General features: G+C 40.6%; 17 protein-coding genes. 5 read left to right on the forward strand and 12 right to left on the reverse strand.

Translation table 11 applies throughout. From position 1 onward, the window contains the following. Window position 1: 1 nt before the first annotated feature. Together B879_RS02710 and B879_RS02715 are read right to left on the reverse strand one after the other, a co-directional pair. Window positions 2–1,126, reverse strand: a complete 1,125-nt coding sequence (locus B879_RS02710; protein WP_009183610.1) for an efflux RND transporter periplasmic adaptor subunit — start codon at window positions 1,124–1,126, stop codon at window positions 2–4. A 461-nt stretch (window positions 1,127–1,587) separates the two neighbouring features. Beyond that, on the reverse strand, window positions 1,588–2,307 hold the full coding sequence (locus B879_RS02715; protein ID WP_009183611.1) for a head GIN domain-containing protein: 720 nt from the start codon (window positions 2,305–2,307) through the stop codon (window positions 1,588–1,590). Between the two features lie 207 nt (window positions 2,308–2,514). On the opposite strand from B879_RS02715, the gene B879_RS02720 reads away from it, so the two are divergent. Beyond that, window positions 2,515–2,985 carry a very short patch repair endonuclease gene (locus B879_RS02720; protein ID WP_009183612.1) on the forward strand — a complete coding sequence of 157 codons (471 nt, stop codon included), beginning with the start codon at window positions 2,515–2,517 and terminating at the stop codon, window positions 2,983–2,985. Between the two features lie 43 nt (window positions 2,986–3,028). Here B879_RS02720 and B879_RS02725 read toward each other — a convergent pair whose 3' ends face one another. Together B879_RS02725 and B879_RS02735 are read right to left on the reverse strand one after the other, a co-directional pair. Beyond that, window positions 3,029–3,229: a hypothetical protein gene (locus tag B879_RS02725; protein WP_009183613.1), complete on the reverse strand. Its 201-nt coding sequence runs from the start codon at window positions 3,227–3,229 to the stop codon at window positions 3,029–3,031. A 319-nt stretch (window positions 3,230–3,548) separates the two neighbouring features. Then, entirely contained in the window at window positions 3,549–4,163 is a 615-nt protein-coding gene (locus B879_RS02735; RefSeq protein WP_009183615.1) for a hypothetical protein, read from the reverse strand. 89 nt (window positions 4,164–4,252) lie between these two features. Here B879_RS02735 and B879_RS02740 point away from each other — a divergent pair, with 89 nt between their 5' ends. Continuing rightward, window positions 4,253–4,453, forward strand: coding sequence for a helix-turn-helix domain-containing protein (locus B879_RS02740; protein WP_009183616.1), 201 nt, complete (start codon window positions 4,253–4,255; stop codon window positions 4,451–4,453). 16 nt (window positions 4,454–4,469) lie between these two features. Here B879_RS02740 and B879_RS02745 read toward each other — a convergent pair whose 3' ends face one another. The 3 genes from B879_RS02745 to B879_RS02755 all read right to left on the reverse strand — a co-directional run bounded on the left by B879_RS02745 (window position 4,470) and on the right by B879_RS02755 (window position 6,961). Continuing rightward, window positions 4,470–5,114: a PDDEXK family nuclease gene (locus B879_RS02745; protein ID WP_009183617.1), complete on the reverse strand. Its 645-nt coding sequence runs from the start codon at window positions 5,112–5,114 to the stop codon at window positions 4,470–4,472. Between the two features lies 1 nt (window position 5,115). Beyond that, window positions 5,116–6,372, reverse strand: a complete 1,257-nt coding sequence (locus B879_RS02750) for a DNA cytosine methyltransferase (RefSeq protein WP_009183618.1) — start codon at window positions 6,370–6,372, stop codon at window positions 5,116–5,118. Between the two features lie 190 nt (window positions 6,373–6,562). Continuing rightward, a complete protein-coding gene (locus tag B879_RS02755) occupies window positions 6,563–6,961 on the reverse strand; it encodes a hypothetical protein (RefSeq protein WP_009183619.1) in 399 nt (132 codons plus the stop codon). Between the two features lie 285 nt (window positions 6,962–7,246). Between B879_RS02755 and B879_RS02760 the strand changes: the two genes are divergently transcribed. Both B879_RS02760 and B879_RS02765 read left to right on the forward strand, forming a co-directional pair. Then, complete coding sequence (locus B879_RS02760; RefSeq protein WP_009183620.1) at window positions 7,247–7,711, forward strand: hypothetical protein; 465 nt, start codon at window positions 7,247–7,249, stop codon at window positions 7,709–7,711. A 72-nt stretch (window positions 7,712–7,783) separates the two neighbouring features. Then, on the forward strand, window positions 7,784–7,993 hold the full coding sequence (locus tag B879_RS02765) for a hypothetical protein (RefSeq protein ID WP_009183621.1): 210 nt from the start codon (window positions 7,784–7,786) through the stop codon (window positions 7,991–7,993). Window positions 7,994–8,453: 460 nt separating this feature from the next. Here B879_RS02765 and B879_RS02770 read toward each other — a convergent pair whose 3' ends face one another. Continuing rightward, window positions 8,454–8,654: a hypothetical protein gene (locus B879_RS02770; protein WP_009183622.1), complete on the reverse strand. Its 201-nt coding sequence runs from the start codon at window positions 8,652–8,654 to the stop codon at window positions 8,454–8,456. Window positions 8,655–9,812: 1,158 nt separating this feature from the next. Here B879_RS02770 and B879_RS02780 point away from each other — a divergent pair. After that, window positions 9,813–10,316, forward strand: a complete 504-nt coding sequence (locus B879_RS02780) for a hypothetical protein (RefSeq protein ID WP_009183623.1) — start codon at window positions 9,813–9,815, stop codon at window positions 10,314–10,316. Between the two features lie 56 nt (window positions 10,317–10,372). Here the strand turns inward: B879_RS02780 and B879_RS02785 are convergent, their stop codons facing one another. From B879_RS02785 to B879_RS02800, 4 genes are all read right to left on the reverse strand, one after another. After that, complete coding sequence (locus B879_RS02785; protein WP_009183624.1) at window positions 10,373–11,524, reverse strand: hypothetical protein; 1,152 nt, start codon at window positions 11,522–11,524, stop codon at window positions 10,373–10,375. Between the two features lie 48 nt (window positions 11,525–11,572). After that, entirely contained in the window at window positions 11,573–12,160 is a 588-nt protein-coding gene (locus B879_RS02790; protein WP_009183625.1) for a DJ-1/PfpI family protein, read from the reverse strand. An 11-nt stretch (window positions 12,161–12,171) separates the two neighbouring features. After that, entirely contained in the window at window positions 12,172–12,639 is a 468-nt protein-coding gene (locus tag B879_RS02795; RefSeq protein WP_009183626.1) for a pyrophosphohydrolase domain-containing protein, read from the reverse strand. A 432-nt stretch (window positions 12,640–13,071) separates the two neighbouring features. Then, complete coding sequence (locus B879_RS02800) at window positions 13,072–13,971, reverse strand: DUF4382 domain-containing protein (RefSeq protein ID WP_202949575.1); 900 nt, start codon at window positions 13,969–13,971, stop codon at window positions 13,072–13,074. Window positions 13,972–13,975: the final 4 nt, after the last annotated feature.

A 13,975-nucleotide genomic window follows, 5' to 3' on the forward strand; every position in this document is an offset into this window, starting at 1 on the left:
ATCAATTGGTTTGTACCATTTCTACATTGACCTTTTGCCCGGACCTAACCGCCATTAACCCTTCTAAGAGTACAATTTCCCCTTTAGCCAATCCTGATTCCACCACAAACTGGTCTCCATAAGTTTCCATAATCTGAATACTTCTCTGGCTTACCGTCCCTTCTTGGTCTACTACATACACATTGTAAAAACCCTGCAGTTCAAAAACAGCCCGTTGTGGCACCAATAAAGCATCGGGGATTAAGTTGACCACTGCCCTTACCTTGGCAAATTGGCCGGGTCTGATCAATTTTTCAGGATTAGGAAAAATGCTTTGAATCAATATGGCTCCAGTACTGGGGTCTACGTTTCGGTCCACAAAAGTCAGCTTACCCCTATGCGGAAAAACTTGCCCATCAGCAAGGTATAGTTCCAATGCATAATCCGTCTGGCTTACCCGCTTGGATTCATCCGCCATGATCTCTCTGGCAAAGGAGATATAATCCCTTTCTGTCAAAAAAAACTCCACCAAAACACTATCTATCTGAGAAATGGTATTCAATATCACTGTGTTGGGTGCTCTTCCCACATATTCTCCAACCTTCGCCCCTGATTTTCCTATGATACCGGAAATTGGTGCAAGAATCCTGGCATATCCCTGATTGATCCTGGCAAGATTGACATTGGCTTCTGCAGCCCTTACCCCCTCTTGGGCAGCGTCTCTTCTGGCAATGGCCGCATCCAAATCCCGCTTACTGATGGCATTGATCTCTGCTAAAGGGCTGATGCGACTAAGCTCATTTTCTGCATTGACCAGATTGATCCTTGCCTCTGAAAGTCTGCTTTCTTCCCTGCTAAGACCTTCCCTCAGTGGACTGTCATCAATGGTATAAAGCAACTGTCCTTTTTTAACCTCCAAGCCTTCATTGAAGTGAATGCCTTCCAGAAATCCATCTACCCTGGCCCGGATGGGAATATCCGCCCTGCCATAAACCTGTCCCACAAAGTCCTTAGAAATGGGGACTTCTTGGGTTTTTAACTCCACCGCTTTTAGGGATAGCGGGATATCTGAAACAGCCTCTTTTTTGGAACAAGCGAATAAACTCAAGCCCAAAAACAGTACTGCCACTGGAAAAGAATGCTTCATATAAAAGAAGGTTACTACAAGGAACAAAACAAATTCTAATATAAAAATAACAGAATTTATGTGAAACTTTTTATTGCAAAAAATATCATTATCAATATTTCATTTTACATTTTGGGCATTTTAAAAAATAGTTAAATTCTCCTCCCGGAGTTGGGCGGACCGAGGATTTGATCACCATTTCCCCGAGTTGCCACTCCTAACCTTCGGTATTGAACGCTCATCGCGTTCTGATTCGCATACAGAACTAACCTCCCAAACTTTCCAAGCTCCAACCCTTTTGCCTTGGCTCTGTATTATCCTCTTAATGAAATCCTTAAAAGCCTTAACTTCTTAATGTTTCAAAAATCTCCGATTTGTCCCGTCCTGAAATTACTTGATTCTTGTCTCTTGTCTCTTGTTTCTTGTTTCTAATCTCTCGCTTCTCGCTCCTGCTTGCATCAGTCAAGTCTAATCTCTCCTTTTTAATTCCGATTCACCTTCCCCAATCCACTCACATTCTCCGTCACCTGCTTGGGATTGCCGGTATAGCTGACCGAACCAATACCCGAAACATTCATCAGCAGTTCCTCTTCGGCATGCACTGCAATCTTGCCTATGCCCGAACTCGCCAATTCCACCCTTTGGGAAATCAACTTAGAGGCGTCAATATTGCCCACCCCCTCATTTTCCAAGCGGAATTCCCGGGCAAAACCCTTCAACTCCATATTGCCAACAAAATTCAACTCCGCTTCCACCGTCTCTGCTTCCAATTCCAATACAATATTGCCCACCCCTTTGCCGGAAATAAAGAGTTCATCCAAATCCAGCATAGAAGAAGTTTTGATCTGTCCTGCCCCTTCAAATGCCAATTCCTTCAGCTCCTTCAATTGCAGGAAAACTTCCATTTTTTCATTTTTACCCCAGGATTTTTGTCCCTCTTTCAGACTAATGCTTAACAAATCTCCCCGCTGCTCAACTTTCAGTTGTTCCACCCATTTCGAATCTCCTTCTACCCGCATCCATTCCGAATCTCCCTGGGAAAGATTGAGGTTGATGATACCGGAAACCTTAATTCTGGAAAAGGGCTGCAAAGTTTTTTCCTCTTCCACTTGCTCCCCACTGGAGCGGGAATCTTTGACTTCGCAGGAAAATAAAAAGCCTCCCAAAAAGGCTACCATCAAAAGGATAGGATATTTTTTCATAAGCTGTGGGTTTTTTAGGGTACAAAATCTTATTTTGTTCTAAATCGGACAATTATTTGTTAAAATATGATTTGAGATACCTAATATACTGAATTTTAGAGAAGAAGTGTTTTTTTGTTCAAGATTGATTTTGCCACAAAGGCAGGAAGGCACAAAGATTTTTAATTTAATTTTTCGACTTTTATAACGAGACAAAACAAAACTAACTTGGTCAAAAAGCCCAAACCCTATAGCGAGCCAAAGATTTCAGTTCCCCGCTTTTCGGAGGCAGAGGGCTTTTATACCACGCCGCAGCGGTCCTTTAATATGTCAAGGATCAAGGGCAAGAATACCCAACCGGAAAAACTGCTCCGAAAGGCACTTTGGCATGCGGGAGTCAGGTACAGAAGCAACAAACAAAAACTTCCCGGCAAGCCTGACATCAGCCTGATCAAATACAAGTTGGTGATTTTTGTGGACGGTTCCTTCTGGCATGGATATGATTGGGAAAACAGGAAGGAGACCATCAAATCCAACCGTGACTTTTGGATTCCCAAAATCGAAAGGAATATGCAGCGCGACCGCGAGATCAATCAATACTACCAGTCCGAAGGCTGGACTGTCCTAAGATTCTGGGATTTTGAGGTCAAAAAGGAATTGGGGAGTTGTGTGAAAAAGGTGATGGATAACATAAATTAAAGAAAGAGACCTACTGAATAACTCCAGTAGACCTCTTTATTCATCAGCAATGCGCATATTTTCCAACCTTCATATATTGATGAATTGTGGACCCTGTGACTTTTTCCTCCTCCCAATCCGTTTTGGGAACCCACACAACCATTTCTCGATCCCACCAAATTGTTGGAGGCCAACCACTATTAGGGCCAAGAAGGCTCATGATTTTATTGTCTTTGATTAAGAGTGTAATTACTACTTCTTCCATGATCTTAAAATTTAGAGTTAAACATTATTGAATCAATTTTTTATGGAAAACTGACAAACCAATTATGTAAATATCCTCTCCTCGAGCTTCACAAATCTCAAAGCATTGTTTTAAAAGGTATTCCCTTAAGTCGGCTTCTTGGTATATGTAACTCGGAAGCCTTGTTTCCAAATTGATATAATTTTCAAACCTTTCATCAGGATGAAAATTCAGGCTTTCATTCTCAAGCAAATGCCTGAAAAATGCCTCCTCATCACTAATGGATTTTATCTTTGTAATCATAAATCAAATTGCAGTATTTAAAGCGTTGCCTCCGCTTCTAGTGATGATAAATGAATTCATTCAAGGGATTGCCATGAAAATCCAGCCGTCCTAAGTACTGTGCTTTTTCATTGCAAAGGATTCCTCCGATAAAATCTGGTTCGGTTACCTGAAATGCCGTAGAGTAGGACTTAATGATCTTTGATGCAGTTACCATTAAATCATGTTCCTGGGGCATAAATAGCACTTGTTTGAAAACCAATTCTTGTCCGAAGGCATCGGAAACCATCAAGACTCCCCCTAAAGATCTTTGGATTTGTTCTAGCTGAGAGGAAGGTCCCAGTCCAACATATATTTCATGGCTGATGGGAAAAAACTTTGGGTAAAACTCCCTCACAATCGCCATTAGTTCAATAGCTGCAGTGACAGCAGCTTTGGGGGAGGCATACCATGTTTTCATTCCAAAACTGGTATAATCATACCTTAGAAATGAACCTTTCATCTGCTGAAAATTGAGGAAATAGGGATTTTCTTCATTTTCATCCACTTCATAGCTAATAGAAATCAAATACTCACCGTTAAATCCTAAAAGTTCTATATACTTATTATCCGGATCATTATCTGAGATGATCCAGTTTGCACAAATTGCTTGGGGAAAGAATGCTTTATACATAGACATTTTGTTTATTAGGTTAACAAAACCGACTATCTTAATATAATCAAAAAATTCAAATTGTTTACTATCGTAAACAAAAATATTTTATGGACATTAAAGAAAAGTTTGGCATCAGATTGAGAACCCTAAGAAAAGAAAAAGGCCTGTCCCAAGAGGAACTGGCCCTAAAATCCGGTCTGAACCGACCTTATATTTCTGCTATTGAAAAGGGAAAGCGAAATGTTTCTTTGGAGGTGATGGAGAAGTTGGCGGGGGCATTTGGTATACAAATTGGACAGCTTTTATAAGTTTATGTTTTAATATCTACATAACTCTTTTCAAATCATCTTCTGTTATGATTTGATTACTTTCTATAACCGATACTTTGGGAGACAAAGAAAAACTAAGTGACTTTAATTCATCAATAAACTGATCAAACTTCTCAGATGTTGCAACTATAACATCATCTAATCCAAATGTATCACCTTTTATTATTTTTTTTGAAACTTGATCAGCATCTGAATCTGATAAAGTTATAAGAAAACTTTTTGAAATTCTATGGACATTTTTCAAGGCCATTGCCTCTAAGTCAGCCTGTTTATATCTTTCTCTAAATGATGTTTTTGCACTTAAACAGATAGGGCCATTTTGTTCGGAATATAAAAGAATATCATAATTTATATTTGGAACAAATGCTACTTTCGCGCTCTTGAATATTGGCAAAATATTTTCTCTTATTAAAATAGTGCAAATAATGTATTCAAACATGCTCCCATTAATACCTCTTCTAGTTTGTTCGTTTGGAATTTTTGTTGTTCTTACTTTCAAATATTGATTCCAATATATTTTTACATAATCAGATGGTGATTTATACTTAATTTCCAAAAATGAAGGAAACAATTCTTCAAAAATTGTTGAAGCCTGTCCATCCTCGCCAATCACTATATTTAAATCCCTTAGAATCCCCATATTATTTCAATATTTTATTACAAATTTGTTCTGCAGTTGCTCTAATTGCTGGCACTGCCACAGAATTACCTAATTGTTTGTATTTTGAAGCATCTGCCACTGGAAAAACAAAATCATCAGGAAAACCTTGAAGCCTGGCCCATTCCCTTGGAGTCATTTTCCTAATTCCTTCCGTATTAACTTCTCCTCTTATATGCGTAATTGGGGTAAAATCTTCAAGTCTATAATCCCTGACCAAATTCCGTTCCCTACCCATACCTCCACAAACTACAGCATTTGCAATACCATCATCGGGAATAATCTCGTAACCGAAACCATTTCCCTTACTTTCATGTCTTTTTTTATGCTCTTTTAATGTTTTTAGGTACTGAGTAGATAAATAATATTTTACAGAAACAGATTCACGTTCCTTTACATCTTCAAATGCAATTACCTCCTCTAAAGGTTCTGGATATGAAAAATCTGTAATTCCGAGATCTTTTCTGAAACCCACAATAAATATTCTTTCACGATTTTGAGGTACACCGAAATCCTTGGCATTAATAACTTTAGGCTCTGGCACAAAATAGCCCAAATCTTCTCTCAACACATTAAGAATAGTTGCCAAAGTTCTACCTCTATCATGATTAACCAATCCTTTTACATTTTCTAAGAAAAAGGCTTTTGGTTTTTTCCTTCTAATAATCTCAGCAACATCAAAAAACAATGTGCCTCTGGTATCTTCAAACCCACCTCTTCTTCCTGCAATAGAAAAAGCCTGACAAGGGAACCCTGCACACAAGACGTCAAATCCGTCAGGAATAAATTGCTTTGTTTCCTCTTTTGTAATATCTCCAAAAGGCACCTCTCCAAAATTTGCAAAATAGGTTTTCTTGGCCTGTTCATCCCACTCACTTGAGAAGACGCATTTCCCCCCAAGAGATTGCATTGCCAATCTAAATCCTCCAATGCCAGCAAAAAGATCAATAAATTTAAAGCTGGGTTTACCTATTGGCTCGGCAAATGGAGCTTGATTTTGAAATAATGAATACTGAATTGCATCCTCAGAAACTTCTATAGAGCTAGAATCTTCACAGTCGCTAAACTCTTTATAAAACTTAATTGCCGCATTTTTAAAAAATGGCTTTTCTGAACTTTCGGATTGCATGTAATGCGTAATTGCTGCTCTGCCAAACTCCACAGATTCAGAATTTAATTGCTTCACTTTTTTACCAAAAACTTCATCAATTGAACTCAAGTTCTTCTCCTTCAATTCCATAGCAATTATTAATTATTTGATAGATATAAAATTAATACCACAACTTTTAAAGATTTGTAATTTACATCAAAATTCATGTTGACTATAACCTACAAAAACAAAAATCAAAAGTTATTTTCAGTTATTCAAACTTGAGACAGTAATTGTCTGAAAGATGTTTTGCAAATAAGGAGAATGAACAAACCAATAATCAATCTCCAATCGACAGTAAATAAGCCGTAAATCCTATCAGCATCGCCACTGCGTACACTGCTCCGATGGCCAGACCGGTCCTGCCCATATTGACTTTTTTGACTTCAATCTTCCCAATATCTTCCAGCCTGAACGACTTCAGATCAGATTTTCTCCCCCCAGCCTGAAAACCCCTTAAAATCCCATCCTCCACAATCACAAACTCCAAATCCGTGGCCCTGCCGCTTATTTTTTCATAGACCTTGATCACATCACCCCGTTTTAACTTTTCAACCTGTTCAGAAAGTGGGACATCAGCAGCCCTTGGTTCCACCCGATCCAGGTCTTTATAAGTTTTACATGAATTGCCCATGATCATAAGGAAGAGCAGAAATCCAATCAAACGGAAATTTTCCATAAAGTGCAGGGCTGAAGGTTAAAAATAAAAATATACTATTCCGGTCAATTTCGAATCAAGCTAAAGGAAAATATTGGATCAGCCACCAAGGCACGAAAATGAATTGTGGATAACTGAGCATCCAGAGGGAAAAAACATTGCGCTTCTTGCGGTTAAAAAATGGGGCCTGCAAAGACGTAACGAAATCTCCAATCCTCTATTGTTTACTATTGTTCCTTTCCCCGCTTAAGGCCTTGCTATCATCCCAATAAAACACTAAATTTCAGTCAGTTAAAACCCCATCCTATGAAAAGGTTACTGGCAATAGTCATGATGCTCGCGTTCAGCTGCTCTGAAAAAGAAGAGATGCCGAATTCCAAGCTATGGGGTGAATGGGAAGCTGCCTACTTTGCTGAGGATCTTGGCTTTGAATCTGTCAACAGGTATATTTTTCTCCCTGACGGGACCTATTTCTACGAATGGGGATACCGGCTTTTAGGGGAAACTGACATGACAGGTTACCATAACGTTTGGACTGGCAGTTACCTGACTGCTGGAGACCAACTTACCTTACAGACCCTCCGGGTTTTTACTCCCCCTAGCCATGTGACCCGCCCTCCCTTTGTGCCCAAAGACCAAATGGAAGAAAAACCGGTTTCCCCAGCTGAAACCAACAGGTTCCAATTCCAAATTAGTGCTAACCGCGCTACACTCACCGTCCGCTCCCCACAAATGGGTATGGAAGGAGCTATTTTTCTTAGGGTGGATTAAAAAAATCAGATACCCCTCATTTCTAAAAAACCGGAAAGTACTTTTGGGTATTCCTTTAAGAGAAACGGCAAAATGGTCAACCGCACCAATGCCGGATGGTGTGCTACCCCTCCAGTCGTGATGGCCGATTACGATGGCAAATGGAAACTGAAGGGGGAAGTATTGAAATTAGAGATGCGTTTTTGGGGAGGGACCATTTTTGAAGAATGGAAAGTCATCGGTTCAGACCCGCAGACCGTCACCATTGAGAGGCTGAAGTCTGAGGTTAAATTTGATGCCTAAACTTAGCTTTTTATCCAATCAAAAAATAGCCACAAAGACGCTAACCTACCTTTGGCAGACATGGGCACGAGGTCCATTGTTGATAACTGAGCGTTCTCTGCGGAAAAAACAAATGGTTCACGCTAGGACGCAAAGGCGCAAGGAATTCTCCAATCCTCTTTTGTTTTCTTTTGTTTTCTTTTGTCCCTATTGTGGTTCATTATAAACCCGTAGTTTGCCTTCACGAAATAGCAAATTTCAAGACACAGCTCCTTAAGGATACTTAGGAAATACCCTGGGAGAGAAAAGAAGCCAATAAAATAACCATGCCCAAGGCGGCCACACCTAAAGTTATTGCCAAAGCTCTCCTAGGATTAAATTTTTTTGACTTCAATCCTGGCAATGTCCTCCAGTTTAACTGAAGTCAAATCAGATTTGCTCCCCTTGGCTTGGAATCCTCTTAAAATCCCATCCTCTACGGTTACATACTCCAAATCTGTGACCCTGCCACTTGTTTTTCATGGATCTTAATGACATCCCCAAGCTTTAATTTTTGAACTTGCTCGGCAATAGAAGCGGAATTGGATCTGGGTTCTACACGCTCTAAACTCTTATACGTTTTACAGGAATTACCCATCATCAAAATGAAGAGCAGGACTCCAATCAGGCGGAAATTTTTCATGTGCTGGTAGGGTGAGTGATTTATATGAAAATACGCTTTTCCCGGCAATTTCAAATCAAGCTGAAAATAAATTCTATACGGGCCGAAAAGACCCTAACCTGCCTTTGGCAATCAGGCGACACTAATAAATATCTTGAAAAACCATAACGTATATTGCGGTTAAAAAATGGTTCATGCTAGGACGCAAATGCGCAAAGAATTCTTCAATCCTCTTTTGTTTTCTTTTGTATCTTTTGTGGTTCATTATAAATCCGTTTTGAGCCTTCCCGAATAAGCAAATTTCGAAAAGACTATTTGCACCTTGCGAAAACCATTGCGTTGTCTGCGGTTAAAAAGTGAGTAGTCACCACAATATCCCCATTCATCCAATTAATCCGTGGTTAAAACCAATTATCTAAGTCTTCAGGTTGTCAACCTGCTAACAGCGGATTTAATATCCACCGCATCACTTCTACCAATGAAAGATGGAGGGACCGTCACCCTGAGATTTTAAAATTTTTCATTTACAGATAATAAATTGACAAAAGGTTTCACGCAGCGGGCGCCGCGAAGTCGCCGCGATCGCCGCGAGAAATAGCTATTTGTCATTGGTACGTAAGAAGGGTCTCTGTTTTATGGGAGATTCCCCGTAATACTACGGGGACTCCGCAGGCTTGTCTGCAACAGGCAGGCTCCGTCTACCATTGACAGATAGGAGTAAGCGTCATCCTGATCCCAATGGCTTGGGAGAAGGGTCTCCTAAAGCAAAAGAGATCCTTCTCCGAATTGGGAAAGTGACCACAAAACAACTTACCCCATTTATCAGAGATAGTTTGGCGATACCAAGTCTTTTTTTAAAATCAGGCGGTTGATACAGGGGAAGCTATGTGTGCTATCTTCTCCTATGTGGTTAAAAAAAATCTGCCACAAATGTCCCTCTGCGGTAGAGAGGGATGAAGCTTCAATGATTGTCATTTCTTTTTCTGAACATTTTCCTAAATGTTGAATTCTCAGCATGACGGTACGGAATGTCATTGCCTTTCTGTAAATGCCAGATTCTAGAATCTTGAAATAGCAAATCTCAGCAAGCTTGTATTAAAAAAATTTATAGTTTTAATAAAACCAACTAAATCAGCTGCACGTTCAAATAACTATCATTAAGCTAAACCCTCTTTTACTATGAAAAAGGCTTTACTGTATTCCCTCCTGTTCCTCATTTTTTTCTCTTGTGTAGAATCAGAGGAAGTCATCATTCCAAAAGAACTCGCGGGAAAATGGGTGACGGAATTGAATCTTGAGGAAGATACCTGGGAAATATTCCTTGAGTTCAAAACCAACGGTAGTTATGAAGGTTTTACTGTTAGAAACATTCAAAATGACAGCCTGCAACCTGGAATTCTTGCTTTTTCCAAAGGGAGATTTTCCAAAAGAGAGGGCAACTTGATTTTGTCTTCGATCAGGACTTTTTATGCAGAAGATAAATCAAATCCTCCCAGCGAAATTGGCTTATTGAAAGAACAGGTGGAATGGCTGATCCCTGATGAAGTGGCTGAATTTTCCCTCCACGAAAATGACCAAATCCTGATACTCACATTTCTTGGATGTAATGATGTGCAGATTCCAAGAAATTCTGCAAACTGTGCCCCTCCTACTCCCGTGACCTATACAAGGGTGGTCGAATAACAGAACTATTGTGGATGACTGAACGTCCTTGGGGAAAATCTTGCGCTTCTTGCGGTTTAAAAAGCCCCCAAACCCACTTTATAAATCTTCACAAAATCCTCCTCCTCTTCCAAGTTTACAGGAGCCAAAAACCACAAATACCCCTCTCGATACAGCCACTGCCTATCACTTAACTCCTGGGGCAGTACAAACTCTTTCAAAAAATTTCCATCCAGGTCCAATACCATCAAGCGGGGCGGGTAGGCTTTCCGAACCCTGGCTTGAAATTCCGGCCAAGCTAAGTTTTCAAACTTATCACGGTCTGCTTCAGGCACACCGGGAAAAAAGGAAATCAGGATAAACTGCTCCGTAACTTTGATGTTTTCCATAAAGCCTGAATACGCATCAGGGTTGATCATCCTAGGATCCGCCTTATTGAAATCCATCCCTTCATTGAAAGTATAATCCGGAATCTCTAATGCCACCCTTCTGATCTGTTCATAAGGCAGTTTAAGCTCGTGGATATATAAAACAGGCTCCACCCCATGAACCCAGTAAATCCTCTCCTGATCTACGGCCAACTTAGGTGTCATATGGGAAAGGTCATGTGCTTTCCCATTGCGAAACACACTGTTTTCATCCAGAGGCATAAATTGCTCCACCTGTCTTTCCATTGTATCAAACCAAACCAAGGCCCGGTAATGTTCATAAAAGTCATTGGAATTATTGGGATAGGCTCCCCTTCCATGTCCTACGGAAAGAATTTTGTCACCAACCCAGAAAAATTCCATATCTGCGGCCATCCTTCCCGAAAAGGCCGGAAGTTGACTGACTTGATGCCTGCCTCCATGCCCTAGATTACCTTCTAAGTCATAGGAATAAACCCCCTGATTGGAAATAATGGTGAAGGTCTTCCCATCCTTTGAAAACTTCCCTGCACCCAAGGGAAATGAGCCATAACTATCGGGCCCGCCTTGTTTGCTGAATTCCTGCTCCACTTTGCCTTCATTGTTGGCCAATACAAAAAGGCTTTTCTGCATATTGAACAAAAGCAGTTTGCCGCTGCCAGGATGTACATCCATCAGGTTGAGCAAACCCAAATAATCCACCTGAATGGAATCTAGCTTTACCAAATTCAAATCTTCGACAGAAAACTCTTGTTTTCGGGCACTTTCCGAACAGGAAATGAAAAAAATGAACAGGGCTAAAAGACTACTACTGCTTCTCATATTCGGATAGTTTTTTCTAAACTAACTATTCCGTAATTAAAAAGCAAGTCAATTAAACTCCCCGTACTCCATATACTTAGCTGTTTTTTCTCTGGTTTCCACTCCAAAGTACTTTTCGACCACATACAAAGAAAGGTCAATCCCAGCCGCCACACCTGCTGCAGTCATGAATTTGCCATTGTCCACAAAGCGGGCGGTAGGGTCCGGAATCGCCGTTGGTTCCAAAGACAACACAGACTCAAAAACCTCGTGATGGGTGGTAAATTTCTGATGGGCCAAATGTCCCAACTTAGCCAAAATACGGGCTCCGCTACATACCGAAAAGACTGTTTTTGCCTTTTGGGCCATCATGGCTATCCAAGCCATCAGGTCCTTGTCCTGAATGACCGCCTTGCTCCCATCTCCGCCGGGAATTACCAGTATATCCACCGCATCCAACGCTTCTATGCTTATATCCGGCATCACTTTTAACCCATTCTTGGCACGGATTAATTGATGCTTTTTACCCACAGTAATCACTTCGAGGCTCTGGTAACCGGAGAGTTGGGCGGTAACTGAAAAGACCTCAAAGGGTCCTGCAAAATCCAGTACCTCCACTTCATCAAAGAGCAATATGGCAACCTTTAACTTAGGCATACAAGATGTGTTTAGGTAGAAAGAATGCCTTTGAGATCAGCCGGGGAATAGTAAATAGATTTCAGGGTTTTTCTATCACCTGATCGATACACCAGGTAAAGTGCATCCACTTGTTCATAAAAACAATCCACTCCCTGACTTTGGTAGTGGGTGACGGTGGCCCGGGCTTCCTCTTCGGTCTTACAGGCTTTGCTCATATTAGAACGCTGCACCTCATCAAAAAGGGCTTTGAATTTATCAGCCAGTCCAAACTCCAACACTGCCCCTGCCAAAACATACTGAATATCACAAAGTGCATCAGCTATTTCCACGATATCTCCATTTTGGATACCCTCTTCTAATTCCTTCAGCTCCTCTGCGATAAGGGAAACCCTTAATTCACATCTTTTACTATCCGGAACCTGCGGTTCGGGAAGGATGGGATGTTGAAAAGTTTTGTGGAATTCAGCCACTGAAGTAAGACTCTTGGGATCTTGCATGGTATGGAATTGATTTGGTTTAATTGATCCTACAAAGAAAAGGGTTTTCAGGAAATCTAAAATAAAAAGAAAAGCCATGAGTGGCGGAATATCTTTGAACCCGAATTATGCATTAGTGTTCGTAGTGAGCGCTCAAAACACAAAATAATCAAACATTTAGCGAATGAAGCATCCCGTAGGTACGATATGGTGAACGAGCTAAATGCAGTGAAACAATTGATTATGGCCGCGGCGGATGTGCTCGTAATAACTTGTGGGCCGTGGCGTAGAAATTCTAATGCATATTTCAGGTTGAAGAAGTAGGAATGGGCGTATAGGTTCCACCGTCAAATTCATGGCATTACTGAAACTTTATGGAAATTGAATAATCAGCATGAAAAAAGCCTGGAGAAATTCCCCAGGCCTTTTCAATTAAAAAACATCTAATTAATACTACAATTCAATGTTGACTACAGTAATTTCTCTGCTAGTTACACTTATATCTTCCTCTATTTTGACCACAGTAGGAATGCCTTCTGCATCCACAGCAACCACTACAAGGTCATAATCACCAGGTGCCAAGAATGCCAACATATAATTTCCATTATCCTCTGCCCCTGTATTGCTTAGCGAATTTGGAAACCTTACCGCTTCTGCTTCAGGGTCTGCACTTTCCTCTTCAGTATATGTACCAGCCTCATATGCATAAACTACATAATTGATTTCGGCTTCCCTATTAGTGATATTACCTCTTATTCCCCCTGCCTGATTGTTGACAATAACTTTAATCGTGGGCTTTAAGATGAAAATTCCAGAGGCGCCAGCCTCTACTACAGATCTTCTCAAATCAAAATCTGCTGTGATTTCAACAGTACCATTTAATGGAACTGTGAATTCACCTATAGCCTTATAGCCGGTTTGGGCACCACTTGGCACAAACAAAGGTTCAATCCTGCCATCTTCAAACTCAATAAAACAACCTGGATTTGATGGATTTCTTCCACGTTCAGGTGCATCTAACATAAATCGAAGCCCTGTATAATTGCCGGCACCTGCTGTAAAATCTCCCAGCAATTCCGTTCTGCCGTTTTGAAGTTCCAAAAGATTGATGGTCACAGGCCCTTCAAATTCCTCCGCAGTCTGCCAAGGGCCACCATCTTTTTGAAACTCTATTCCCGTAAAGGTGATGAATACACCAGAAACCCCCTCTTGATCAATGGGTGCATCGGTAATATTTAATTTGATCTGGCCTTCACCAGTAATAGCCTCATCATTGCTACAAGAAAATAGGCCAAAAGTCAACAGCGCAATAATTGCTACTGATAGTCCGAATAAGCTTTTCATTGTTTTCATAAAT

This window comes from Cecembia lonarensis LW9 (genome assembly GCF_000298295.1).
Taxonomy (GTDB): domain Bacteria; phylum Bacteroidota; class Bacteroidia; order Cytophagales; family Cyclobacteriaceae; genus Cecembia; species Cecembia lonarensis.

Coding starts and splice junctions, on each gene's coding strand:
- B879_RS02710 (WP_009183610.1), bottom strand. CDS start 1,126: ATGAAGCATTCTTTTCCAGTGGCAGTACTGTTTTTGGGCTTGAGTTTA.
- B879_RS02715 (WP_009183611.1), bottom strand. CDS start 2,307: ATGAAAAAATATCCTATCCTTTTGATGGTAGCCTTTTTGGGAGGCTTT.
- B879_RS02725 (WP_009183613.1), bottom strand. CDS start 3,229: ATGGAAGAAGTAGTAATTACACTCTTAATCAAAGACAATAAAATCATG.
- B879_RS02735 (WP_009183615.1), bottom strand. CDS start 4,163: ATGTATAAAGCATTCTTTCCCCAAGCAATTTGTGCAAACTGGATCATC.
- B879_RS02740 (WP_009183616.1), top strand. CDS start 4,253: ATGGACATTAAAGAAAAGTTTGGCATCAGATTGAGAACCCTAAGAAAA.
- B879_RS02745 (WP_009183617.1), bottom strand. CDS start 5,114: ATGGGGATTCTAAGGGATTTAAATATAGTGATTGGCGAGGATGGACAG.
- B879_RS02750 (WP_009183618.1), bottom strand. CDS start 6,372: ATGGAATTGAAGGAGAAGAACTTGAGTTCAATTGATGAAGTTTTTGGT.
- B879_RS02755 (WP_009183619.1), bottom strand. CDS start 6,961: ATGGAAAATTTCCGTTTGATTGGATTTCTGCTCTTCCTTATGATCATG.
- B879_RS02760 (WP_009183620.1), top strand. CDS start 7,247: ATGAAAAGGTTACTGGCAATAGTCATGATGCTCGCGTTCAGCTGCTCT.
- B879_RS02765 (WP_009183621.1), top strand. CDS start 7,784: ATGGTCAACCGCACCAATGCCGGATGGTGTGCTACCCCTCCAGTCGTG.
- B879_RS02770 (WP_009183622.1), bottom strand. CDS start 8,654: ATGAAAAATTTCCGCCTGATTGGAGTCCTGCTCTTCATTTTGATGATG.
- B879_RS02780 (WP_009183623.1), top strand. CDS start 9,813: ATGAAAAAGGCTTTACTGTATTCCCTCCTGTTCCTCATTTTTTTCTCT.
- B879_RS02785 (WP_009183624.1), bottom strand. CDS start 11,524: ATGAGAAGCAGTAGTAGTCTTTTAGCCCTGTTCATTTTTTTCATTTCC.
- B879_RS02790 (WP_009183625.1), bottom strand. CDS start 12,160: ATGCCTAAGTTAAAGGTTGCCATATTGCTCTTTGATGAAGTGGAGGTA.
- B879_RS02795 (WP_009183626.1), bottom strand. CDS start 12,639: ATGCAAGATCCCAAGAGTCTTACTTCAGTGGCTGAATTCCACAAAACT.
- B879_RS02800 (WP_202949575.1), bottom strand. CDS start 13,971: ATGAAAACAATGAAAAGCTTATTCGGACTATCAGTAGCAATTATTGCG.